The organism is Pseudomonas sp. NPDC089408 (assembly GCF_044749445.1).
In the GTDB taxonomy this organism is placed as follows: domain Bacteria; phylum Pseudomonadota; class Gammaproteobacteria; order Pseudomonadales; family Pseudomonadaceae; genus Aquipseudomonas.
On record NZ_JBIVHY010000013.1, the window covers coordinates 134,009 to 155,154 of the forward strand.

31 protein-coding genes are annotated in these 21,146 nt (G+C 56.8%); all 31 read right to left on the reverse strand.

What is annotated here, in order from left to right; translation table 11 throughout:
- Positions 1–7: 7 nt before the first annotated feature.
- Positions 8–628, reverse strand: coding sequence for a 30S ribosomal protein S4 (rpsD, locus tag ACIP02_RS20145; protein ID WP_012270238.1), 621 nt, complete (start codon positions 626–628; stop codon positions 8–10).
- A 15-nt stretch (positions 629–643) separates the two neighbouring features.
- Positions 644–1,033: a 30S ribosomal protein S11 gene (gene rpsK / locus ACIP02_RS20150; protein ID WP_012270237.1), complete on the reverse strand. Its 390-nt coding sequence runs from the start codon at positions 1,031–1,033 to the stop codon at positions 644–646.
- Between the two features lie 18 nt (positions 1,034–1,051).
- The gene (gene rpsM / locus ACIP02_RS20155) at positions 1,052–1,408 is read right to left on the reverse strand and encodes a 30S ribosomal protein S13 (RefSeq protein WP_003255457.1); all 357 of its coding nucleotides are present in this window, start codon (positions 1,406–1,408) and stop codon (positions 1,052–1,054) included.
- A gap of 131 nt (positions 1,409–1,539) precedes the next feature.
- Positions 1,540–1,656: a 50S ribosomal protein L36 gene (gene rpmJ / locus ACIP02_RS20160; protein WP_002555468.1), complete on the reverse strand. Its 117-nt coding sequence runs from the start codon at positions 1,654–1,656 to the stop codon at positions 1,540–1,542.
- 28 nt (positions 1,657–1,684) lie between these two features.
- Positions 1,685–3,016, reverse strand: a complete 1,332-nt coding sequence (gene secY, locus ACIP02_RS20165) for a preprotein translocase subunit SecY (protein WP_003257108.1) — start codon at positions 3,014–3,016, stop codon at positions 1,685–1,687.
- Positions 3,017–3,451 carry a 50S ribosomal protein L15 gene (rplO, locus tag ACIP02_RS20170; protein WP_003255461.1) on the reverse strand — a complete coding sequence of 145 codons (435 nt, stop codon included), beginning with the start codon at positions 3,449–3,451 and terminating at the stop codon, positions 3,017–3,019.
- Between the two features lie 3 nt (positions 3,452–3,454).
- Complete coding sequence (gene rpmD / locus ACIP02_RS20175) at positions 3,455–3,631, reverse strand: 50S ribosomal protein L30 (RefSeq protein ID WP_003255463.1); 177 nt, start codon at positions 3,629–3,631, stop codon at positions 3,455–3,457.
- Positions 3,632–3,633: 2 nt separating this feature from the next.
- Positions 3,634–4,134, reverse strand: coding sequence for a 30S ribosomal protein S5 (gene rpsE / locus ACIP02_RS20180; RefSeq protein WP_003255465.1), 501 nt, complete (start codon positions 4,132–4,134; stop codon positions 3,634–3,636).
- A 3-nt stretch (positions 4,135–4,137) separates the two neighbouring features.
- The gene (gene rplR / locus ACIP02_RS20185; protein WP_003255467.1) at positions 4,138–4,488 is read right to left on the reverse strand and encodes a 50S ribosomal protein L18; all 351 of its coding nucleotides are present in this window, start codon (positions 4,486–4,488) and stop codon (positions 4,138–4,140) included.
- 10 nt (positions 4,489–4,498) lie between these two features.
- The gene (gene rplF, locus ACIP02_RS20190) at positions 4,499–5,032 is read right to left on the reverse strand and encodes a 50S ribosomal protein L6 (protein ID WP_003255469.1); all 534 of its coding nucleotides are present in this window, start codon (positions 5,030–5,032) and stop codon (positions 4,499–4,501) included.
- Positions 5,033–5,044: 12 nt separating this feature from the next.
- On the reverse strand, positions 5,045–5,437 hold the full coding sequence (gene rpsH / locus ACIP02_RS20195) for a 30S ribosomal protein S8 (RefSeq protein WP_003255471.1): 393 nt from the start codon (positions 5,435–5,437) through the stop codon (positions 5,045–5,047).
- Positions 5,438–5,646: 209 nt separating this feature from the next.
- Positions 5,647–5,952, reverse strand: coding sequence for a 30S ribosomal protein S14 (gene rpsN / locus ACIP02_RS20200; RefSeq protein WP_008089807.1), 306 nt, complete (start codon positions 5,950–5,952; stop codon positions 5,647–5,649).
- Between the two features lie 13 nt (positions 5,953–5,965).
- Positions 5,966–6,505 carry a 50S ribosomal protein L5 gene (gene rplE, locus ACIP02_RS20205; protein ID WP_003255474.1) on the reverse strand — a complete coding sequence of 180 codons (540 nt, stop codon included), beginning with the start codon at positions 6,503–6,505 and terminating at the stop codon, positions 5,966–5,968.
- 20 nt (positions 6,506–6,525) lie between these two features.
- Entirely contained in the window at positions 6,526–6,840 is a 315-nt protein-coding gene (gene rplX / locus ACIP02_RS20210; RefSeq protein ID WP_003255476.1) for a 50S ribosomal protein L24, read from the reverse strand.
- An 11-nt stretch (positions 6,841–6,851) separates the two neighbouring features.
- On the reverse strand, positions 6,852–7,220 hold the full coding sequence (rplN, locus tag ACIP02_RS20215; RefSeq protein WP_002555479.1) for a 50S ribosomal protein L14: 369 nt from the start codon (positions 7,218–7,220) through the stop codon (positions 6,852–6,854).
- A 23-nt stretch (positions 7,221–7,243) separates the two neighbouring features.
- Positions 7,244–7,510 (reverse strand): 30S ribosomal protein S17, encoded by a 267-nt coding sequence (rpsQ, locus tag ACIP02_RS20220; RefSeq protein ID WP_023534981.1) that lies wholly within the window; start codon positions 7,508–7,510, stop codon positions 7,244–7,246.
- A 2-nt stretch (positions 7,511–7,512) separates the two neighbouring features.
- On the reverse strand, positions 7,513–7,704 hold the full coding sequence (gene rpmC / locus ACIP02_RS20225) for a 50S ribosomal protein L29 (protein ID WP_002555481.1): 192 nt from the start codon (positions 7,702–7,704) through the stop codon (positions 7,513–7,515).
- On the reverse strand, positions 7,704–8,117 hold the full coding sequence (gene rplP, locus ACIP02_RS20230) for a 50S ribosomal protein L16 (protein WP_003255479.1): 414 nt from the start codon (positions 8,115–8,117) through the stop codon (positions 7,704–7,706). Before rplP ends, rpmC begins: the two co-directional genes overlap by 1 nt.
- 12 nt (positions 8,118–8,129) lie before the next feature.
- Positions 8,130–8,816: a 30S ribosomal protein S3 gene (gene rpsC / locus ACIP02_RS20235; RefSeq protein ID WP_003255481.1), complete on the reverse strand. Its 687-nt coding sequence runs from the start codon at positions 8,814–8,816 to the stop codon at positions 8,130–8,132.
- A 13-nt stretch (positions 8,817–8,829) separates the two neighbouring features.
- Entirely contained in the window at positions 8,830–9,162 is a 333-nt protein-coding gene (gene rplV / locus ACIP02_RS20240) for a 50S ribosomal protein L22 (RefSeq protein ID WP_003103908.1), read from the reverse strand.
- A gap of 11 nt (positions 9,163–9,173) precedes the next feature.
- Entirely contained in the window at positions 9,174–9,449 is a 276-nt protein-coding gene (gene rpsS, locus ACIP02_RS20245) for a 30S ribosomal protein S19 (protein WP_010486981.1), read from the reverse strand.
- Positions 9,450–9,465: 16 nt separating this feature from the next.
- Positions 9,466–10,290: a 50S ribosomal protein L2 gene (rplB, locus tag ACIP02_RS20250; protein WP_400619706.1), complete on the reverse strand. Its 825-nt coding sequence runs from the start codon at positions 10,288–10,290 to the stop codon at positions 9,466–9,468.
- Between the two features lie 14 nt (positions 10,291–10,304).
- Positions 10,305–10,604, reverse strand: a complete 300-nt coding sequence (gene rplW / locus ACIP02_RS20255; RefSeq protein ID WP_003255484.1) for a 50S ribosomal protein L23 — start codon at positions 10,602–10,604, stop codon at positions 10,305–10,307.
- Positions 10,601–11,203 (reverse strand): 50S ribosomal protein L4, encoded by a 603-nt coding sequence (rplD, locus tag ACIP02_RS20260; protein ID WP_003255485.1) that lies wholly within the window; start codon positions 11,201–11,203, stop codon positions 10,601–10,603. Before rplD ends, rplW begins: the two co-directional genes overlap by 4 nt.
- A 12-nt stretch (positions 11,204–11,215) precedes the next feature.
- Complete coding sequence (rplC, locus tag ACIP02_RS20265) at positions 11,216–11,851, reverse strand: 50S ribosomal protein L3 (RefSeq protein WP_003255486.1); 636 nt, start codon at positions 11,849–11,851, stop codon at positions 11,216–11,218.
- Positions 11,852–11,931: 80 nt separating this feature from the next.
- Complete coding sequence (gene rpsJ, locus ACIP02_RS20270; RefSeq protein WP_003186070.1) at positions 11,932–12,243, reverse strand: 30S ribosomal protein S10; 312 nt, start codon at positions 12,241–12,243, stop codon at positions 11,932–11,934.
- Between the two features lie 141 nt (positions 12,244–12,384).
- Entirely contained in the window at positions 12,385–13,578 is a 1,194-nt protein-coding gene (tuf, locus tag ACIP02_RS20275) for an elongation factor Tu (protein ID WP_400619712.1), read from the reverse strand.
- Positions 13,579–13,605: 27 nt separating this feature from the next.
- The gene (gene fusA, locus ACIP02_RS20280) at positions 13,606–15,750 is read right to left on the reverse strand and encodes an elongation factor G (protein WP_400619714.1); all 2,145 of its coding nucleotides are present in this window, start codon (positions 15,748–15,750) and stop codon (positions 13,606–13,608) included.
- A gap of 30 nt (positions 15,751–15,780) precedes the next feature.
- Positions 15,781–16,251, reverse strand: coding sequence for a 30S ribosomal protein S7 (gene rpsG, locus ACIP02_RS20285; protein ID WP_003246741.1), 471 nt, complete (start codon positions 16,249–16,251; stop codon positions 15,781–15,783).
- 106 nt (positions 16,252–16,357) lie between these two features.
- The gene (rpsL, locus tag ACIP02_RS20290; protein ID WP_003255492.1) at positions 16,358–16,729 is read right to left on the reverse strand and encodes a 30S ribosomal protein S12; all 372 of its coding nucleotides are present in this window, start codon (positions 16,727–16,729) and stop codon (positions 16,358–16,360) included.
- Positions 16,730–16,940: 211 nt separating this feature from the next.
- A complete protein-coding gene (gene rpoC, locus ACIP02_RS20295; protein WP_400619719.1) occupies positions 16,941–21,140 on the reverse strand; it encodes a DNA-directed RNA polymerase subunit beta' in 4,200 nt (1,399 codons plus the stop codon).
- Between the last annotated feature and the right edge of the window lie 6 nt (positions 21,141–21,146).

Here is a 21,146-nt window from a genome sequence, read left to right on the forward strand (position 1 = left end):
CTAGCCCTTACTTGGAGTAGAGCTCGACAATCAGGTTTTCGTTGATGTCGGCAGACAGGTCGCTGCGAGCAGGAACGTTCTTGAAAACGCCCGACTTTTTAGCAGCATCCACGTCAACCCACTCAACGCGGCCACGCTGGGCGCACAGTTCAAGGGCTTGAACAATGCGCAGCTGGGCCAGCGACTTCTCGCGGACCGCGACCACGTCACCCGGACGAACTTGGTAGGATGGAATGTTTACAGTCTTACCGTTGACGCTGATCGCTTTGTGCGAAACCAGCTGACGCGACTCGGAACGAGTCGAGCCGAAGCCCATACGGTAAACGACGTTATCCAGACGGCACTCGAGCAGTTGCAGCAGGTTCTCACCGGTTGCGCCTTTTTTCGAGGCAGCAGCTTGGTAGTAACCGCGGAACTGACGCTCCAGAACACCGTAGATACGACGGACTTTTTGTTTCTCACGCAGCTGGGTGCCGTAGTCGGACTGACGGCCACGGCGCTGGCCGTGGATACCTGGGGCTGCTTCGATGTTGCACTTCGATTCCAGAGCGCGAACGCCGCTCTTCAGGAACAGATCGGTGCCTTCACGACGAGACAGTTTGCATTTTGGACCAATGTAACGTGCCATTCTTCTGTCTCCTGATTACACGCGACGCTTCTTCGGCGGACGGCACCCGTTATGCGGGATAGGCGTCACGTCGGTGATGCTGGCGATCTTGTAGCCGCAGCTGTTCAATGCACGAACGGCGGACTCACGACCTGGACCTGGACCCTTGACGTTAACGTCGAGGTTCTTCAGACCGTATTCCAGCGCAGCTTGACCAGCACGCTCAGCAGCGATCTGAGCTGCGAACGGGGTGGATTTGCGCGAACCACGGAAACCCGAACCACCGGAGGTCGCCCAGGACAAAGCATTGCCCTGACGGTCGGTGATGGTCACGATGGTGTTGTTGAAAGACGCATGGATGTGGGCGATGCCATCAACCACTGTCTTTTTGATTTTTTTACGAGGACGAGCAGCAGGTTTTGCCATGTCTATATTCCTGGGCGATTACTTGCGGATCGGCTTACGCGGGCCCTTACGGGTGCGTGCGTTGGTCTTGGTGCGCTGACCGCGAACCGGCAGACCTTTACGATGACGCAGGCCGCGGTAGCAACCCAGGTCCATCAAGCGCTTGATCTTCATGTTGATGTCACGGCGCAGGTCACCTTCGGTGGTGAACTTCGCGACTTCGCCACGCAGGGTTTCGATTTGCTCGTCGCTCAGATCCTTGATCTTTGCGGCTGGGTTTACGCCAGCGTCTGCACAGATCTTCTGCGCAGTTGTGCGACCGACACCATAGATGTAGGTCAGCGAGATAACAGTATGCTTGTTATCTGGAATGTTGACGCCTGCAATACGGGCCATTCAGTGGGACTCCAATTGACAGCTACCTACGCCCCGGAAGCCAAGAAATAGGGCGCGAGATAATATCGCTGTAGAAACAAATAATCAACCCAGCAGCACACTAGCTGCTGGGTTTGAAGCGCAGATCACACTCAGCCTTGGCGCTGTTTGTGACGCGGTTCCGCGCTGCAGATCACTCGTACGACGCCTTCGCGACGGATGATCTTGCAGTTACGGCACAGCTTTTTCACCGATGCACGAACTTTCATTACCGACTCCTCGAACCTTAGGGGCGTATCAGCGCAGCAAACCGCTGCCACCGTAGCCTTTCAGGTTGGCTTTCTTCATCAGGGATTCGTACTGGTGCGAAACGAGGTGCGATTGTACTTGGGACATGAAGTCCATCACAACCACTACCACAATCAGCAACGAGGTCCCGCCAAGGTAGAACGGCACATTTGCTGCCACCACCAGGAACTGGGGCAGAAGGCAGACGGCCATCATGTAAAGAGCACCGAACATGGTCAAACGGGTCAGAACGCCATCAATGTAGCGCGCCGACTGTTCACCAGGACGGATGCCCGGAATAAAGGCACCGGACTTCTTCAGGTTTTCCGCTACGTCTTTCGGGTTGAACATCAACGCTGTGTAGAAGAAGCAGAAGAAAATGATCCCTGCACTAAACAGCAGAATGTTCAACGGCTGACCAGGAGCGATCGACTGCGAGATGTCCTGCAGCCAGCCCATACCTTCGGACTGACCGAACCAGGCACCCAGCGAAGCCGGGAACAGCAGAATGCTGCTGGCGAAAATGGCCGGGATAACCCCCGCCATGTTCACCTTCAACGGCAGGTGGCTGGTCTGCGCAGCAAAGACCTTGCGGCCTTGCTGACGCTTGGCGTAGTGAACGGCGATACGACGCTGACCACGCTCAATGAACACCACGAAACCGATAATCGCTACTGCCAGCAAACCGATTGCGACCAGGGCGAAAATGTTGATATCGCCTGTGCGTGCAGACTCGAAAGACTGCCCGATTGCTCTCGGAAGACCGGCAACGATACCTGCGAAGATCAACATCGAGATACCGTTGCCCACACCGCGCTCGGTGATCTGCTCGCCCAGCCACATCATGAACATCGCACCAGCCACGAAGGTGGAGACGGCGACGACATGGAAGCCCAGGCCTACAGAAAACGCCACGCCCTGGTTGGCCAGGCCAATGGACATGCCAATGGCTTGAACCAGTGCCAGGATAACGGTGCCGTAGCGGGTGTACTGGCTGATCTTGCGACGGCCAGCTTCACCTTCCTTCTTCAACTGCTCCAGTTGCGGGCTGACCGCCGTCATCAGCTGCATGATGATCGATGCCGAGATATACGGCATGATCCCCAGTGCAAAGATGCTCATGCGCTCAAGCGCGCCACCGGAAAACATGTTGAACAAGCTAAGAATGGTCCCCTCATTCTGCCGAAACAGATCCGCCAGACGGTCTGGATTGATGCCAGGAACCGGGATATGCGCACCTATCCGATAGACGATGATCGCCATGAACAGAAAGCGCAGACGAGCCCAGAGTTCCGACATCCCGCCCTTACCGAGCGAAGAGAGAGCACCTTGCTTAGCCATTTATTCCTCGAATTTGCCGCCAGCTGCTTCGATAGCCGCACGCGCACCCTTGGTGGCTGCGATGCCCTTGATGGTGACTGCGCGAGTAACTTCGCCAGACAGCATGATTTTCACACGCTGAATGTGCTGGTTGATCACGTTGGCATCCTTCAGGGACTGCACGGAGATCACGTCGCCTTCCACTTTGGCCAGCTCGGACAGACGCACTTCTGCGCGGTCCATGGCTTTCAGGGAAACGAAGCCGAACTTCGGCAGACGACGGTGCAGCGGCTGTTGACCGCCTTCGAAGCCAGGAGCGATCGAACCACCCGAACGGGAAGTCTGACCTTTGTGGCCACGGCCGCCGGTCTTACCCAGACCGCTACCGATACCACGACCTGGACGATGCTTCTCGCGACGGGAACCCGGCGCTGGACTCAGATCATTGAGTTTCATCGATTAACCCTCGACCTTCAGCATGTAGTAAGCCTTGTTGATCATCCCGCGGTTCTCGGGAGTATCCTGGACTTCTACAGTGTGACCGATACGACGCAGACCCAGGCCTTTAACACACAGCTTGTGGTTAGGCAGACGGCCCGAGACGCTCTTGATCAGCGTTACTTTTACGGTTGCCATGATCAGAAGATCTCCTCAACGCTCTTGCCGCGCTTGGCAGCAATGGATTCAGGAGATTGCATGGCTTTCAGACCCTTGAAGGTGGCATAAACCACGTTCACTGGGTTGGTCGAACCGTAGCACTTGGCCAGAACGTTCTGAACGCCAGCAACTTCCAGGACAGCACGCATTGCGCCACCGGCGATGATACCGGTACCTTCCGAGGCAGGCTGCATGTAAACCTTCGAGGCGCCGTGGGCAGCCTTGGTGGCGTACTGCAGGGTGGTGCCCTTCAGGTCAACCTGAATCATGTTGCGGCGAGCAGCTTCCATGGCTTTCTGGATCGCAGCTGGTACTTCGCGCGACTTGCCACGGCCGAAGCCGACACGACCTTTACCATCACCAACCACGGTCAACGCGGTGAAGGTGAAGATACGGCCGCCTTTTACGGTTTTGGCAACGCGGTTAACTTGGACCAGCTTCTCGATGTAGCCTTCGTCGCGCTTTTGATCGTTATTTGCCATAACTTAGAACTCCAGCCCGCCTTCACGAGCAGCATCAGCCAGCGCTTTGACGCGGCCATGGTACTTGAAGCCGGAACGGTCAAAGGCAACTTGAGATACACCGGCGGCTTTCGCACGCTCAGCTACCAGCTTGCCAACCTTAGTGGCCGCGTCGATGTTGCCAGTGGCGCCATCACGCAGGTCTTTGTCCAAGGTCGAGGCGCTTGCCAGAACCTTGCTGCCGTCGGCCGAAATGACCTGGGCGTAGATGTGCTGCGAGGAGCGGAACACGCACAGGCGCACGACTTCGAGTTCGTGCATCTTGAGACGTGCTTTGCGAGCGCGACGCAGTCGAATAACTTTTTTGTCGGTCATTTACTAGGCCCTACTTCTTCTTGGCTTCTTTACGACGGACTACTTCGTCCGCGTAACGCACACCTTTACCTTTGTAAGGCTCTGGTGGACGGAAGTCGCGGATTTCAGCGGCCACCTGACCTACCAGCTGCTTGTCGATACCCTTGATCAGGATGTCGGTCTGGCTAGGCGTTTCAGCGGTGATACCGGCTGGCAGTTCGTAGTCCACTGGGTGAGAGAAGCCCAGGGCCAGGTTCAGGACGGTGCCCTTGGCCTGTGCCTTGTAACCAACACCGACCAGCTGGAGCTTGCGCTCGAAGCCTTGGCTTACGCCTTGGACCATGTTGTTGACCAGAGCACGGGTAGTACCGGCCATGGCACGAGCTTGCTGGTCACCATTGCGAGCGACGAAACGCAGCTCACCAGACTCTTCGGTAACTTCAACAGACGAGTGAACGTTCAGTTCGAGAGTGCCTTTGGCACCCTTCACCGAAAGCTGTTGGCCGGCGAATTTGACTTCGACGCCGGATGGCAGCTTAACGGGGTTCTTAGCGACGCGAGACATGTCTATCCCCCCTTAGAACACTGTGCACAGAACTTCGCCGCCGACACCGGCAGCGCGCGCAGCGCGATCAGTCATCACACCTTTGTTGGTGGAGACGATAGACACGCCCAGACCGCCACGTACTTTCGGCAGATCGGTGACGGCCTTGTACTGGCGCAGGCCTGGACGGCTGGAGCGCTTCAGTTCCTCGATGACCGGACGGCCTTCGAAGTACTTCAGTTCGATCGACAGGGAAGGCTTGGCCTCACCAGTTACCTGGTAGCCAGCGATGTAACCTTCGTCCTTCAGAACTTTGGCAACCGCGACCTTCAGGGTAGAGGAAGGCATGCTTACGACGGACTTTTCAGCCATCTGGGCATTACGGATGCGAGTTAGCATGTCCGCTAACGGGTCCTGCATACTCATGGGCTAGATGCTCCTGATACAAGAATTATTAGCCTTGCGGCTATGACAACCACCCGAGCGGATTGGGCACGAAACCCAGGCTCAGGTGAGCCGGTCATTCTAGACACAAGGCAGAAACGAAACAAGCCCCATATAGGGGCTTGTTTGTTCGCGAGGTCACCGACGGTCGGAAGATTGCTCCCCTTCCGTCGGGTTCCTGCCTGCAGCGATTACCAGGAGGCCTTGACCAGACCTGGTACGTCGCCGCGCATTGCAGCTTGACGCAGCATGTTACGGCCCAGGCCGAACTTACGGTATACACCGTGAGGACGACCGGTCAGGCGGCAACGGTTACGCAGACGCGCAGCGCTGGCATCACGTGGTTGCTTCTGCAGAGCGACAACGGCAGCGAAACGCTCTTCTGGAGAGGCATTCACGTTGACGATGGTCGCTTTCAGCTCAGCACGCTTCTTAGCGAACTTGGCTACCGTGAGCTGACGCTTCAGCTCGCGGTTTTTCATGCTCTTCTTGGCCATTTTCCTACTCCAATCAGTTGCGGAACGGGAACTTGAAAGCACGCAGCAGAGCGCGGCCTTCGTCGTCCGAACGAGCAGTGGTGGTCAGGGTGATGTCCAAACCGCGCAGAGCATCGATCTTGTCGTAATCGATTTCCGGGAAGATGATCTGCTCTTTCACGCCCATGCTGTAGTTGCCACGGCCATCGAAGGACTTGGCATTCAGGCCGCGGAAGTCGCGTACCCGAGGCAGGGAGATCGCCAGCAGGCGGTCCAGGAATTCGTACATCTTGTCGCTACGCAGGGTCACCTTGACGCCGATCGGCCAGCCTTCGCGGACTTTGAAGCCAGCGATGGATTTGCGAGCGAAAGTCACGACCGGCTTTTGACCGGTGATCTTTTCCAGGTCGGCAACAGCGTGCTCGATGACTTTCTTGTCGCCGATCGCTTCGCCCAGACCCATGTTCAGGGTGATCTTGGTAACGCGCGGAACTTCCATCACGTTCGACAGCTTAAGTTCTTCCTTAAGCTTAGGAGCGATTTCGTTCCGGTAAATCTCTTTCAGTCGTGCCATGGTCTTCTACCTAGCAGTGTTCAAGCATCAACCGCTTTTTGGGTCGACTTGAAGACACGAATTTTCTTACCGTCTTCTACTTTGAAACCAACGCGGTCAGCCTTGTTGGTTTCGCCATTGAAGATGGCAACGTTGGAAGCGTGCAGAGGCGCTTCTTTCTCGACGATACCGCCCTGAACGCCCGCCATCGGGTTAGGCTTGGTATGACGCTTGACCAGGTTCACGCCACCGATAACCAGACGGTCATCAGCCAGAACCTTCAGCACCTTACCGCGCTTACCTTTGTCTTTGCCGGCGATCACGATGATCTCGTCGTCACGACGAATCTTTTGCATGTCGGATCTCCTTACAGCACTTCAGGGGCGAGCGAGACGATCTTCATGAACTTCTCAGTGCGAAGTTCACGGGTCACTGGCCCGAAGATGCGAGTGCCGATCGGCTCTTGCTTGTTGTTCAGCAGAACAGCAGCGTTGCCGTCGAAACGAATGATGGAACCGTCAGCGCGACGTACACCGTGACGGGTACGGACGACAACAGCAGTCATCACCTGGCCTTTTTTGACCTTACCGCGCGGAATTGCTTCCTTGACGGTTACTTTGATGATGTCACCGATGCCGGCGTAACGGCGGTGCGAACCGCCGAGCACCTTGATGCACATGACGCGACGCGCGCCGCTGTTATCGGCCACATCGAGCATGGATTGAGTCTGAATCATAAAATTTCTCCGACCCCTAGCCCTTAGACTTCAACAGCGCGTTCGAGGACTTCAACCAGTGCCCAGGACTTGGTCTTGGCCAGCGGACGGGTTTCGGTAATCGAAACCTTGTCGCCGATCTTGCACTGGTTGGTTTCGTCGTGCGCGTGCAGCTTAGTCGAACGCTTAACGTATTTACCGTAGATCGGGTGCTTTACGCGACGCTCGATCAGAACGGTGATGGTCTTGTCCATTTTGTCGCTGACGACACGGCCAGTCAGCGTACGGACGGTTTTTTCAGCTTCAGCCATGATCACTTACCTGCCTGCTGGTTGAGCACAGTTTTCACGCGAGCGATGTCACGCTTAACTTGCGAGAGCAGGTGCGACTGCCCCAACTGGCCAGTTGCTTTCTGCATACGCAGATTGAACTGGTCGCGCAGCAAGCCGAGCAGTTGCTCGTTCAGTTGCTGTGCCGATTTTTCACGAAGTTCATTCGCTTTCATCACATCACCGTCCGCTTAACAAAGGAGGTGGCGAGAGGCAGCTTTGCAGCAGCCAGGGCGAAAGCTTCGCGCGCCAGCTCTTCAGAAACACCCTCGATCTCGTACAGGACTTTACCTGGCTGGATCTGGGCAACCCAGTATTCCACGGAGCCCTTACCTTTACCCATACGAACCTCGAGAGGTTTCTTGGAGATCGGCTTGTCCGGGAACACACGGATCCAGATCTTACCGCCACGCTTAACGTGACGGGTCAGCGCACGACGTGCGGACTCGATCTGGCGAGCGGTGAGGCGACCGCGAGCAACAGCTTTCAGGGCGAATTCGCCGAAGCTGACTTTGCTACCGCGCAGTGCCAGACCACGGTTGTGGCCGGTCATCTGCTTGCGGAATTTTGTACGCTTTGGTTGCAACATTTGGCGTACCCCTTACTTAGCAGCTTTTTTACGAGGCGCTGGTGCTTGTGGTTTCAGTTCTTCTTGGCGACCACCAATAACTTCGCCTTTGAAGATCCAAACCTTCACACCGATCACACCGTAAGTGGTGTGAGCTTCGTAGGTGTTGTAGTCGATATCGGCACGCAGGGTGTGCAGAGGCACACGACCTTCGCGATACCACTCGGTACGAGCAATCTCAGCACCGCCGAGACGACCGCTCACCTGGATCTTGATGCCCTTGGCACCAATACGCATGGCGTTTTGTACGGCGCGCTTCATGGCGCGACGGAACATTACGCGGCGTTCCAGCTGCTGAGCTACGCTCTGCGCAACCAGCATAGCGTCGAGTTCCGGCTTGCGGATCTCTTCGATGTTGATGTGCACAGGCACACCCATCTGCTTGGTCAGGTCCTGACGCAGCTTCTCGACATCTTCACCTTTCTTCCCGATAACGATACCTGGACGAGCGGTGTGGATGGTGATGCGTGCAGTTTGAGCCGGACGATGAATATCGATACGGCTTACGGACGCGCTTTTTAGTTTGTCTTGGAGGTACTCACGCGTTTTCAGATCCTTCAACAGGTAATCTGCGTAAGTAGCACCGTCTGCGTACCAGACGGAGGTGTGCTCCTTGACGATTCCCAGGCGAATGCCAGTGGGATGTACTTTCTGACCCATCTGATCGACTCCGTTACTTGTCCGCAACCTTGACAGTGATATGGCAAGACCGCTTGACGATGCGATCAGCACGGCCTTTGGCACGTGGCATGATGCGCTTCAGCGAACGCCCTTCGTTGACGAAGACGGTGGAGACCTTCAGGTCATCAACGTCTGCGCCTTCGTTGTGTTCGGCGTTGGCTACGGCCGACTCGAGGACTTTCTTCATGATTTCAGCGGCTTTCTTGCTGCTGAAGGCCAACAGGTTGAGCGCTTCGCCCACCTTCTTCCCGCGGATCTGGTCGGCGACCAAGCGGGCTTTCTGGGCGGAGATGCGAGCGCCCGACAACTTAGCGGCTACTTCCATTTCCTTACCCCTTAACGCTTGGCTTTCTTGTCAGCCACGTGCCCGCGATAGGTGCGGGTACCGGCGAACTCGCCCAGTTTGTGGCCGACCATGTCTTCGTTCACGAGAACTGGAACATGCTGGCGACCGTTGTGAACCGCGATGGTCAGACCGACCATTTGTGGCAGGATCATCGAGCGACGCGACCAGGTTTTAACTGGCTTGCGATCGTTCTTCTCCACCGCCACTTCGATCTTCTTCAGCAGGTGAAGATCGATAAAAGGACCTTTTTTCAGAGAACGTGGCACTGTCGTATCCCTCTAGTTACTTGCGACGACGGACGATCATGTTGTCGGTACGCTTATTACCACGGGTTTTAGCACCCTTGGTTGGGAAGCCCCATGGCGATACCGGATGACGACCACCGGAGGTACGACCTTCACCACCACCATGTGGGTGGTCAACCGGGTTCATGGCAACACCACGAACGGTTGGGCGAACGCCGCGCCAGCGTTTGGCACCTGCTTTACCCAGCGTACGCTGGCTGTGCTCGGAGTTCGAGACTTCGCCCAGGGTCGCACGGCACTCAGCCAGTACTTTACGCATTTCACCGGAACGCAGACGCAGAGTCACGTATACGCCGTCACGAGCGATCAGCTGAGCCGAAGCACCAGCGGAACGAGCGATCTGAGCACCTTTACCCGGCTTCAGTTCGACGCCGTGAATGGTGCTACCTACTGGGATGTTGCGCAGCTGCAGGGAGTTACCGGCCTTGATTGGGGCCAGGGCACCTGCGATCAGCTGGTCGCCAGCGCTCACGCCTTTAGGGGCGATGATGTAGCGACGCTCACCGTCTGCATAGCACAGCAGGGCGATGTGAGCAGTACGGTTTGGATCGTATTCGATACGCTCGACAGTGGCTGGAATGCCATCTTTGTCGTTGCGACGGAAGTCGACCAGACGGTAATGCTGCTTATGACCACCACCAACGTGACGAGTGGTAATGCGGCCATTGTTGTTACGACCACCAGACTTCGATTTCTTCTCGAGCAGCGGTGCGTGAGGAGCGCCTTTGTGCAGCTCCTTGTTGACCACCTTGACCACGAAACGGCGGCCAGGGGAAGTCGGTTTGCATTTAACGATTGCCATGATGCACCCCTTCCTTACTCAGCACTGCTGCTGAAATCGAGATCTTGGCCTGGCTGAAGGGAGACGATCGCCTTCTTCCAGTCATTACGCTTGCCCAGACCACGTGCGGTACGCTTGGTTTTACCCAGAACGTTAACAGTCGACACGTTTTCAACTTTTACGTTGAACAGGCCTTCGACAGCTTTCTTGATTTCCAGCTTGGTTGCATCGGTAGCAACCTTGAATACGAACTGGCCTTTCTTCTCAGCCAGAACGGTAGCCTTCTCGGAAACGTGCGGGCCAAGGAGGACTTTGAATACGCGTTCCTGGTTCATCCCAGCAGCTCCTCGAATTTCTTCACGGCCGAGACAGTGATCAACACTTTCTCGTATGCGATCAGACTGACCGGGTCGGAACCTTGTACGTCACGTACGTCGACGTGCGGCAGGTTACGAGCAGCCAGGTACAGGTTCTGATCAACAGCGTCGGAAACGATCAATACATCGCTCAGACCCATGCCGTTCAGCTTGTTCAGCAGATCTTTGGTTTTCGGTGCTTCAACAGCGAAGTCCTGAACCACGACCAGACGGTCGCTACGCACCAGCTCAGCGAGGATGGAGCGCAGTGCTGCGCGGTACATCTTCTTGTTGAGCTTCTGCGAGTGATCTTGAGGGCGAGCTGCGAAGGTTACACCACCGCCACGCCAGATCGGACCACGAGTGGTACCAGCACGAGCACGGCCAGTACCCTTCTGACGCCATGGGCGCTTACCGCCACCAGCCACGTCGGAACGGGTCTTCTGCTGCTTGGTGCCCTGACGGCCGCCGGCCATGTAGGCCACGACTGCTTGGTGAACCAGCGTCTCGTTGAATTCGCCACCGAAAGTCAGTTCGGAAACTTCGATCGCCTGAGCGTCATTTACATTAAGTTGCATGTCAGTTTCCCCTTAACCGCGAGCCTTGACAGCTGGACGTACAACCACGTCGCCACCAGTAGCGCCAGGTACGGCACCCTTGATCAGCAGCAGGTTGCGTTCAGCGTCTACGCGAACTACTTCCAGGGACTGAACAGTCACGCGCTCGGCGCCCATGTGACCGGACATTTTCTTGCCCTTGAACACACGACCAGGAGTCTGGCACTGGCCGATGGAACCAGGAACACGGTGCGACACGGAGTTACCGTGGGTGTTGTCCTGACCACGGAAGTTCCAGCGCTTGATGGTACCGGCGAAGCCTTTACCTTTGGACTGACCAGTAACGTCAACCAGCTGGCCTGCAGTGAAGAGTTCAGCTTTGATCAGATCGCCAGCCTGGAAATCGCCTTCTTCAAGACGGAACTCCCAAACACCGCGACCAGCGGCAACGTTAGCCTTGGCGAAGTGGCCTGCCTGAGCGGCAGTCACACGCGAAGCACGACGCTCGCCGACAGTGACTTGCACTGCACGGTAGCCATCGGTTTCTTCAGTTTTGAACTGGGTGACGCGATTCGGCTCGATCTCAATGACCGTGACCGGAATGGAGACACCTTCTTCGGTGAAAATGCGGGTCATACCGCACTTGCGACCGATTACACCAATAGTCATGTTGTAAACCTCATGAGTGTACGGGGCTTTCACCCGCTATGGCCGCCCATTTCAGAGCGTTACACGACTAGACCGAAGTCTTAGCCGAGGCTGATCTGTACTTCCACACCTGCCGCCAGATCAAGCTTCATCAGCGCATCAACGGTTTTATCCGTTGGCTGGACGATGTCCAGAACACGCTTATGAGTGCGGATCTCGTACTGGTCACGCGCGTCTTTGTTGACGTGCGGGGAGACCAGAACGGTGAAACGCTCTTTGCGGGTAGGCAGTGGAATTGGACCACGCACTTGTGCACCAGTACGTTTCGCGGTTTCCACGATTTCCTGGGTGGATTGGTCGATCAGGCGATGGTCGAAAGCCTTCAACCTGATACGGATTTGCTGATTTTGCATTGGATTTCAGACTCCAGGCTGTTCCCAACGGACGCACTACGCCCGCTAAAAGGAGGCGTGATTCTATAGACGCCCCCATTTAGTGTCAACCCAATAAAAAAAACCCCCGCTGAGCGGGGGTTTTTTCAATCGGTCGAGTGATTACTCGATGATTTTGGCTACGACGCCGGCGCCGACGGTACGACCGCCTTCACGGATAGCGAAGCGCAGACCGTCTTCCATTGCGATGGTCTTGATCAGGGTAACAGTCATCTGAATGTTGTCACCTGGCATTACCATTTCAACGCCTTCCGGCAGTTCGCAGTTACCGGTCACGTCAGTGGTACGGAAGTAGAACTGTGGACGGTAGCCCTTGAAGAACGGAGTGTGACGACCGCCTTCTTCCTTCGACAGAACGTAGACTTCTGCGGTGAACTTGGTGTGCGGCTTGACCGAACCTGGCTTGACCAGAACCTGGCCACGCTCAACGTCGTCACGCTTGGTACCACGCAGCAGAACGCCGCAGTTCTCGCCAGCACGACCTTCGTCCAGCAGCTTGCGGAACATCTCAACACCGGTGCAGGTGGTGGTGGTGGTGTCACGCAGACCAACGATTTCCAGCGGATCCTGAACGCGGACGATACCACGCTCGATACGACCGGTAACAACGGTACCACGACCCGAGATCGAGAATACGTCTTCGATCGGCATCAGGAACGGCTGGTCGATGGCACGAACTGGCTCAGGAATGTAGCTGTCCAGAGTCTCTACCAGCTTCTTGACAGCGGTAGTGCCCATTTCGTTGTCGTCTTTGCCTTCCAGGGCCATACGAGCGGAACCGATGATGATCGGAGTGTCGTCGCCTGGGAAGTCGTAGGTGGACAGCAGGTCGCGAACTTCCATCTCGACCAGTTCCCGCAGCTCAGCGTCGTCTACCAGGTCAGCCTTGTTCAGGAAGACCACGATGTACGGAACGCCAACCTGACGGGACAGCAGGATGTGCTCCCGGGTTGGTGGCATCGGACCATCGGCGGCCGAGCAAACCAGGATCGCGCCGTCCATCTGGGCAGCACCGGTGATCATGTTCTTCACGTAGTCAGCGTGACCTGGGCAGTCAACGTGAGCGTAGTGACGAATGGTCGAGTTGTACTCAACGTGAGCGGTGTTGATGGTGATACCGCGCGCTTTTTCTTCCGGAGCCGAGTCGATCTTGTCGAACTCAACGATTGCCGAACCGAAAACTTCGGAGCAAACGCGAGTCAGAGCTGCGGTCAGAGTGGTCTTACCGTGGTCAACGTGGCCGATAGTGCCGACGTTAACGTGAGGAAGGGAACGATCAAATTTTTCTTTAGCCACGACAGTGAACCTCTTGCCTAAAGGGGATTAGCCTTGTTTTTTAACGAGTGCTTCGACGATGTTCGACGGAGCTTCGGCGTATTTGGAGAATTCCATGGAGTAGCTTGCGCGACCCTGAGACATGGAACGAACGTCGGTTGCGTAACCGAACATCTCTCCGAGCGGAACTTCAGCGCGGACGACACGGCCAGAGACCGATTCATCCATACCCTGTACCAGACCACGACGACGGTTCAGGTCACCCATCACGTCACCCAGGTAGTCTTCCGGGGTTACAACTTCGACCTTCATGATCGGCTCGAGAACCACGCCGCCGCCCTTGGTGGCCAGCTGCTTGGTTGCCATCGAAGCAGCGATCTTGAACGCCATTTCGTTGGAGTCGACGTCGTGGTACGAACCGTCGAATACCGCGGCCTTCAGGCCGATCAGAGGATAGCCGGCAACAACGCCGTTCTTCATCTGCTCTTCGATACCCTTCTGGATCGGGGCAATGAATTCCTTAGGAATCACACCACCAACGACTTCGTTCGAGAACACCAGACCTTCGGTGATGTTGCCTTTCTCGTCGACTTCCGGCTCCGAGAAGCGGATCCAGCAGTGACCGAACTGACCACGGCCGCCCGACTGACGAACGAACTTGCCTTCGATCTCGACGTTGGACTTGGTGATCTTCTCGCGGTACGAAACCTGCGGCTTGCCGATGTTGGCTTCGACGTTGAACTCGCGCTTCATGCGGTCAACGAGGATGTCCAGGTGCAGCTCACCCATACCCGAGATGATGGTCTGGCCAGTCTCTTCGTCGGTCTTGACGCGGAACGACGGGTCTTCCTGGGCCAGCTTGCCCAGTGCAATACCCATCTTCTCCTGGTCAGCCTTGGTTTTCGGCTCTACGGAGAGCGAAATGACCGGCTCAGGGAAGTCCATGCGCTCGAGGATGATTGGCTTGTCGGCGTTGCACAGGGTTTCGCCCGTGGTCACGTCCTTCATGCCGATCAGAGCCGCGATGTCGCCTGCGCGAACCTCTTTGATCTCTTCACGCTGGTTGGCGTGCATCTGCACCATACGACCAACGCGCTCTTTCTTGCCTTTGACCGAGTTGATGACCGAGTCACCAGAGGTCAGAACGCCCGAATAGACGCGAACGAAGGTCAGAGTACCCACGAACGGGTCAGTCGCGATCTTGAACGCCAGAGCCGAGAACGGCTCGTCGTCGTCAGCGTGACGCACGTCTTTACGAACGGCCGGATCTTCTTTGTCCAGGTCCTTGTCGTCCGGGTTGATACCCTGAATTGCAGGGATCTCGGTCGGAGCAGGCAAGAACTCGATGACGGCGTCGAGAACCAGGGGAACGCCCTTGTTCTTGAACGACGAACCGCAGACAGCCGGAACGATCTCGCTGGCCAGGGTGCGCGCACGCAGGCCTGCCTTGATCTCTTCGACGGTCAGCTCACCTTCTTCAAGGTACTTGTTCATCAGCTCTTCGTTGGCTTCGGCAGCAGCTTCAACCATGTTGGAGCGCCACTCTTCAGCCAGCTCCAGCATATCGGCAGGAATTTCTTCCTCGCGATAAGTGGTGCCCTTGTCGTCGTCGTTCCAGTAGATAGCCTTCATCTTGATCAGGTCGACCTGACCCTGGAAGTTATCTTCCGAACCGATGGCCAGCTGAATCGGAACCGGGGTGTGACCCAGACGGTTCTTGATCTGACCTACGACGCGCAGGAAGTTTGCACCGGCACGGTCCATCTTGTTCACGTAGACAACACGTGGAACGCCGTATTTGTTGGCCTGACGCCATACGGTTTCGGACTGAGGCTCAACGCCGGAGGTACCGCAGAACACAACGACCGCGCCGTCGAGTACGCGCAGCGAACGCTCTACTTCAATGGTGAAGTCAACGTGGCCGGGGGTATCGATGACGTTTACGCGGTAGTTGTCATACTGACCAACAGAACCTTTCCAGAAGGTGGTAACGGCAGCGGAGGTAATGGTAATACCCCGCTCCTGCTCCTGCACCATCCAGTCGGTGGTCGCGGCGCCGTCGTGCACCTCGCCCATCTTGTGGCTCAAACCTGTGTAGAACAGGATCCGCTCGGTAGTGGTGGTCTTGCCCGCGTCAACGTGGGCACAGATACCAATGTTACGGTAGCGGTTAATTGCTGTAGTACGAGCCATAAAGCCCTCGCAAAATGATTGATGCTTGAATTAGAAGCGGTAGTGCGAGAACGCTTTGTTGGCTTCAGCCATACGGTGAACGTCTTCACGCTTCTTGACTGCAGCACCTTTGCCTTCGGCAGCATCCAGCAGTTCACCGGCCAGGCGCAGAGCCATCGACTTCTCGCCGCGCTTGCGGGCGTAGTCTACGAGCCAACGCATTGCCAGAGCATTACGACGGGAAGGACGAACTTCAACCGGAACCTGGTAAGTGGCACCGCCAACACGGCGGGACTTTACTTCGACCAGCGGAGCGATGGCGTCGAGAGCTTTCTCGAAGATTTCCAGGGGGTCGCTGTTCTTGCGTGCTTTGACGGTATCCAGGGCACCGTAAACGATGCGCTCGGCTACGGCCTTCTTGCCGCTTTCCATCACGTGGTTCATGAACTTGGCGAGGATTTGGGATCCGTATTTAGGATCGTCCAGAATCTCACGTTTTGCTGCTACACGACGTCTTGGCATGATAAGCCCTCAAACGGTCTTCAGGTTAGCCCGGGACGTGGGTCTTCGACCCCTGCCCGACCTTACTCTTATCGACTCAAAAAAATGGATGTCTGCAAACGGCCGATTACTTCGGACGCTTGGTACCGTACTTCGAACGACCCTGGTTACGGCCTTTAACGCCCGAAGTATCCAGAGAGCCGCGAACGGTGTGGTAACGAACACCTGGCAAGTCTTTTACACGGCCGCCACGGATCAGGACGACGCTGTGCTCTTGCAGGTTGTGGCCTTCACCACCGATGTACGAGGAAACCTCGAAACCGTTGGTCAGACGCACACGGCATACTTTACGCAGTGCCGAGTTAGGTTTTTTCGGCGTGGTGGTGTACACACGGGTGCACACGCCACGACGTTGCGGGCAGTTCTGCAGCGCAGGAACGTCGGACTTTTCGACCGAACGCTTACGCGGCTGACGTACCAGCTGGTTGATAGTTGCCATCTACTAGCTCCACTGATTGTCTTGCGACTCTATTGTCTTGCAAGAAAGCCAAAAATTGGCGAGACGGAGCCTCACCAAATTTAAGGGTACAAAAGTCTACGGAGGATCTTGCACCCAGTCAAGACGAGGCCCCGGCCCTCCTCGCCCGATCATCGGCAACATTTTATGTCGCCGATGGCCGTTCGAGGCTTGCCGGGGCCCTGCCCTGTACTTAGTTACCGCTGGAATTCAGCGCTTCGGTCAGTGCGGCTTCCACCTCACTGGCGCTTACACGCAGCGGTTTGTCGGCATCACGGCGACGCTTGCGCTCGCTGTGGTAAGCCAGACCGGTACCGGCCGGGATCAGACGACCCACGACCACGTTCTCTTTCAGGCCGCGCAGGTAGTCGCGCTTGCCGGTTACCGCCGCTTCGGTCAGTACGCGGGTGGTTTCCTGGAAGGAAGCCGCCGAGATGAACGATTCGGTCGACAACGAGGCCTTGGTGATACCCAGCAGCACACGGGTGAACTTGGAGATGAACTTGTCTTCCCCTGCCAGGCGCTCGTTTTCCATCAGCACGTGGGTCAGTTCCATCTGGTCGCCCTTGATGAAGCTGGAATCACCCGACTCGGCGATCTCGACCTTGCGCAGCATCTGACGCAGGATGGTCTCAATGTGCTTGTCGTTGATCTTCACGCCCTGCAGACGGTAAACGTCCTGGATCTCGTTGACGATGTACTTCGCCAGCGCGCTCACACCCAGCAGACGCAGGATATCGTGCGGATCGCTCGGGCCGTCGGAGATAACTTCACCGCGGTTTACCTGTTCACCTTCGAAGACGTTCAGGTGGCGCCACTTCGGAATCAGCTCTTCGTACGGATCGCTACCGTCGGTCGGAGTGATGACCAGGCGACGCTTGCCCTTGGTCTCTTTACCGAATGCGATGGTGCCGCTGACTTCAGCCAGAATCGAGGCTTCTTTCGGACGACGCGCTTCGAACAAGTCGGCAACGCGCGGCAGACCACCGGTGATGTCGCGGGTCTTCGACGTTTCTTGCGGGATACGCGCGATAACGTCACCAACGCCGATCTGTGCACCGTCAGCCACACCGACGAGGGCGTTGGCCGGCAGGAAGTACTGGGCAGGTACGTCGGTACCTGGCAGGTACAGGTCCTTGCCTGCAGCATCGACCATCTTGATTGCCGGACGGATTTCCTTGCCTGCGGCAGGGCGATCCTTGACGTCCAGTACTTCAATGTTGGTCAAGCCGGTCAGCTCATCGGTCTGACGCTTGATGGTGATGTTTTCTTCCATGCCCACGAAGGTCACGGTACCTTTCAGCTCGGTAACGATCGGGTGGGTGTGCGGGTCCCACTTGGCGACGATGGCGCCAGCTTCAACCTTTTCACCTTCCTTGACCGAAATCACCGCACCGTAAGGCAGCTTGTAACGCTCACGCTCACGGCCGAATTCGTCGGCAATGGCCAACTCACCGGAACGCGATACGGCAACCAGGTTACCGTCGGCACGCTCAACCTGCTTCAGGTTGTGCAGGCGCACCATACCGCCGTTCTTCACCTGGACGCTGTCGGCAGCCGAAGTACGGCTTGCAGCACCACCGATGTGGAACGTACGCATGGTCAGCTGGGTACCCGGCTCACCAATCGACTGTGCAGCGATAACGCCGACAGCTTCACCGATGTTCACCTGGTGACCACGCGCCAGGTCACGACCGTAGCACTTGGCGCAGATACCGAAGCGGGTTTCGCAGTTGATCGGCGAACGCACGATCACTTCGTCGATGCTGTTCAGCTCGATGAACTCGACCCACTGCTCGTCAACCAGGGTGCCAGCCGGAACGATGACGTCCTCGGTGCCTGGCTTGAACACGTCACGGGCAATAACACGGCCCAGTACACGCTCACCCAGCGGCTCCACTACGTCACCGCCTTCAATGTGCGGCGTCATCAGCAGGCCGTGGTCGGTGCCACAGTCGATCTCGGTAACCACCAGATCCTGGGCAACGTCTACCAGACGACGGGTCAGGTAACCGGAGTTAGCGGTCTTCAGTGCGGTATCCGCCAGACCCTTACGAGCACCGTGAGTCGAAATGAAGTACTGAAGTACGCTCAAACCTTCACGGAAGTTCGCGGTGATCGGCGTCTCGATGATCGAGCCGTCCGGCTTGGCCATCAGGCCACGCATACCAGCCAGCTGACGGATCTGTGCTGCGGAACCCCGCGCACCCGAGTCAGCCATCATGTACATCGAGTTGAAGGACTCTTGCTCGACTTCCTTGCCCTCGCGGTCGATGACCTTCTCTTTCGAGAGGTTGGCCATCATCGCCTTGGACACTTCGTCGTTCGCCTTCGACCACAAGTCGATGACCTTGTTGTACTTCTCGCCCTGGGTTACCAGGCCGGAGGCGTACTGGCTCTCGATTTCCTTCACTTCATCGGTAGCGTTGTTGATGATGCGCGCTTTCTCATCAGGGATGACAAAGTCGTTCACACCAATGGACACGCCAGAGATGGTGGAGTAAGCGAAACCGGTGTACATCAACTGGTCAGCGAAGATAACGGTCTCTTTCAGACCAACCACGCGGTAGCACTGGTTGATCAGCTTGGAAATCGCCTTTTTCTTCATTGGCTGGTTGACCACGTCGTACGGCAGGCCTGCCGGTACAACCTGGAACAGCAGCGCACGGCCGACAGTCGTGTCGACGATACGGGTGTTCTTGGTAACGCTGCCATCACGGTCTTTCACGGTTTCGTTGATACGAACCTTGATTTTCGCGTGCAGGGCAGCTTCGCCGGCGCGGAATACGCGGTCGACTTCCTGCAGGTCGGCGAACACGCGACCTTCGCCCTTGGCGTTGATGGCTTCACGGGTCATGTAGTACAGACCCAGTACAACGTCCTGCGACGGAACGATGATTGGCTCACCGTTGGCTGGCGACAGGATGTTGTTGGTCGACATCATCAGCGCACGTGCTTCGAGCTGGGCTTCCAGGGTCAGCGGCACGTGAACGGCCATCTGGTCACCGTCGAAGTCGGCGTTGTACGCGGCGCAAACCAGCGGGTGCAGCTGGATAGCCTTACCTTCGATCAGTACTGGCTCGAAGGCCTGGATACCCAGACGGTGCAGGGTCGGTGCACGGTTGAGCAGCACGGGGTGTTCGCGAATCACTTCGGCGAGAACGTCCCACACCTCTGGCAGTTCGCGCTCGACCATCTTCTTGGCAGCCTTGATGGTGGTCGCCAGACCACGCATTTCCAGCTTGCCGAAAATGAACGGTTTGAACAGCTCGAGGGCCATCTTCTTCGGCAGACCGCACTGGTGCAGACGCAGGGTCGGGCCTACGGTAATTACCGAACGGCCGGAGTAGTCCACACGCTTACCGAGCAAGTTCTGACGGAAGCGGCCTTGCTTACCTTTGATCATGTCAGCCAGGGACTTCAGCGGACGCTTGTTCGAGCCAGTAATGGCGCGACCACGACGGCCGTTGTCCAGCAGGGCGTCGACCGCTTCCTGCAGCATGCGCTTTTCGTTGCGCACGATGATGTCCGGCGCCGACAGATCCAGCAGGCGCTTCAGACGGTTGTTACGGTTGATCACCCGACGATACAGGTCGTTCAGGTCGGAGGTCGCGAAGCGGCCGCCATCCAGCGGTACCAGCGGACGCAGGTCCGGCGGCAGTACTGGCAGGACGGTCAGGACCATCCACTCAGGCAGGTTGCCCGAGCCCTGGAAAGCTTCCATCAGCTTCAGGCGCTTGGACAGCTTCTTGATCTTGGTTTCCGAGTTGGTCTGCGGGATTTCTTCGCGCAGGCGGCCAATCTCGTGCTCCAGGTCGATAGCGTGCAGCAGCTCGCGGACAGCCTCGGCACCCATGCGGGCGTCGAAGTCATCACCGAACTCTTCCAGCGCTTCGAAGTACTGCTCGTCGTTCAGCAGCTGGCCCTTTTCCAGGGTGGTCATGCCCGGGTCGATAACGACATAGCTCTCGAAGTAGAGAACGCGCTCGATATCACGCAGGGTCATGTCCATCAGCAGGCCGATACGGGACGGCAGCGACTTCAGGAACCAGATGTGGGCAACCGGCGAGGCCAGTTCGATGTGCGCCATGCGCTCACGACGAACCTTGGCCAGGGCAACTTCAACGCCACACTTCTCGCAGATTACGCCGCGGTGCTTGAGGCGCTTGTACTTGCCGCACAGGCACTCGTAGTCCTTGACTGGGCCAAAGATCTTGGCGCAGAACAGGCCGTCACGCTCAGGTTTGAACGTACGGTAGTTGATGGTTTCCGGCTTCTTAACTTCACCGAACGACCACGAACGGATCATTTCAGGCGACGCCAGACCGATGCGGATGGCGTCGAACTCTTCGACTTGACCCTGGTTTTTCAGCAAATTCAGTAGGTCTTTCAAGGCCTT

What these genes read in the sequence shown, in the direction of transcription:
- rplR (WP_003255467.1), bottom strand. Translation starts at nt 4,488, where the DNA reads ATGACCGACAAAAAAGTTATTCGACTGCGTCGCGCTCGCAAAGCACGT.
- rplW (WP_003255484.1), bottom strand. Translation starts at nt 10,604, where the DNA reads ATGAACCAGGAACGCGTATTCAAAGTCCTCCTTGGCCCGCACGTTTCC.
- rpsG (WP_003246741.1), bottom strand. Translation starts at nt 16,251, where the DNA reads ATGCCAAGACGTCGTGTAGCAGCAAAACGTGAGATTCTGGACGATCCT.
- rplB (WP_400619706.1), bottom strand. Translation starts at nt 10,290, where the DNA reads ATGGCAATCGTTAAATGCAAACCGACTTCCCCTGGCCGCCGTTTCGTG.
- rpsJ (WP_003186070.1), bottom strand. Translation starts at nt 12,243, where the DNA reads ATGCAAAATCAGCAAATCCGTATCAGGTTGAAGGCTTTCGACCATCGC.
- rpsD (WP_012270238.1), bottom strand. Translation starts at nt 628, where the DNA reads ATGGCACGTTACATTGGTCCAAAATGCAAACTGTCTCGTCGTGAAGGC.
- rplX (WP_003255476.1), bottom strand. Translation starts at nt 6,840, where the DNA reads ATGCAAAAGATTCGTCGTGACGACGAGATCATCGTGATCGCCGGCAAA.
- rpsC (WP_003255481.1), bottom strand. Translation starts at nt 8,816, where the DNA reads ATGGGTCAGAAAGTACATCCCACTGGCATTCGCCTGGGAATCGTCAAG.
- rplO (WP_003255461.1), bottom strand. Translation starts at nt 3,451, where the DNA reads ATGAAACTCAATGATCTGAGTCCAGCGCCGGGTTCCCGTCGCGAGAAG.
- rpsK (WP_012270237.1), bottom strand. Translation starts at nt 1,033, where the DNA reads ATGGCAAAACCTGCTGCTCGTCCTCGTAAAAAAATCAAAAAGACAGTG.
- rplE (WP_003255474.1), bottom strand. Translation starts at nt 6,505, where the DNA reads ATGGCACGACTGAAAGAGATTTACCGGAACGAAATCGCTCCTAAGCTT.
- rplP (WP_003255479.1), bottom strand. Translation starts at nt 8,117, where the DNA reads ATGTTGCAACCAAAGCGTACAAAATTCCGCAAGCAGATGACCGGCCAC.
- rpsN (WP_008089807.1), bottom strand. Translation starts at nt 5,952, where the DNA reads ATGGCCAAGAAGAGCATGAAAAACCGCGAGCTGAAGCGTCAGCTCACG.
- rpsM (WP_003255457.1), bottom strand. Translation starts at nt 1,408, where the DNA reads ATGGCCCGTATTGCAGGCGTCAACATTCCAGATAACAAGCATACTGTT.
- rplD (WP_003255485.1), bottom strand. Translation starts at nt 11,203, where the DNA reads ATGCAACTTAATGTAAATGACGCTCAGGCGATCGAAGTTTCCGAACTG.
- rpmJ (WP_002555468.1), bottom strand. Translation starts at nt 1,656, where the DNA reads ATGAAAGTTCGTGCATCGGTGAAAAAGCTGTGCCGTAACTGCAAGATC.
- rpsE (WP_003255465.1), bottom strand. Translation starts at nt 4,134, where the DNA reads ATGGCAAATAACGATCAAAAGCGCGACGAAGGCTACATCGAGAAGCTG.
- rpsH (WP_003255471.1), bottom strand. Translation starts at nt 5,437, where the DNA reads ATGAGTATGCAGGACCCGTTAGCGGACATGCTAACTCGCATCCGTAAT.
- fusA (WP_400619714.1), bottom strand. Translation starts at nt 15,750, where the DNA reads ATGGCTCGTACTACAGCAATTAACCGCTACCGTAACATTGGTATCTGT.
- rpmC (WP_002555481.1), bottom strand. Translation starts at nt 7,704, where the DNA reads ATGAAAGCGAATGAACTTCGTGAAAAATCGGCACAGCAACTGAACGAG.
- secY (WP_003257108.1), bottom strand. Translation starts at nt 3,016, where the DNA reads ATGGCTAAGCAAGGTGCTCTCTCTTCGCTCGGTAAGGGCGGGATGTCG.
- rpsL (WP_003255492.1), bottom strand. Translation starts at nt 16,729, where the DNA reads ATGGCAACTATCAACCAGCTGGTACGTCAGCCGCGTAAGCGTTCGGTC.
- rplV (WP_003103908.1), bottom strand. Translation starts at nt 9,162, where the DNA reads ATGGAAGTAGCCGCTAAGTTGTCGGGCGCTCGCATCTCCGCCCAGAAA.
- rplN (WP_002555479.1), bottom strand. Translation starts at nt 7,220, where the DNA reads ATGATTCAGACTCAATCCATGCTCGATGTGGCCGATAACAGCGGCGCG.
- rplC (WP_003255486.1), bottom strand. Translation starts at nt 11,851, where the DNA reads ATGACTATTGGTGTAATCGGTCGCAAGTGCGGTATGACCCGCATTTTC.
- rplF (WP_003255469.1), bottom strand. Translation starts at nt 5,032, where the DNA reads ATGTCTCGCGTCGCTAAGAACCCCGTTAAGCTGCCATCCGGCGTCGAA.
- rpsQ (WP_023534981.1), bottom strand. Translation starts at nt 7,510, where the DNA reads ATGGCTGAAGCTGAAAAAACCGTCCGTACGCTGACTGGCCGTGTCGTC.
- rpmD (WP_003255463.1), bottom strand. Translation starts at nt 3,631, where the DNA reads ATGGCAACCGTAAAAGTAACGCTGATCAAGAGCGTCTCGGGCCGTCTG.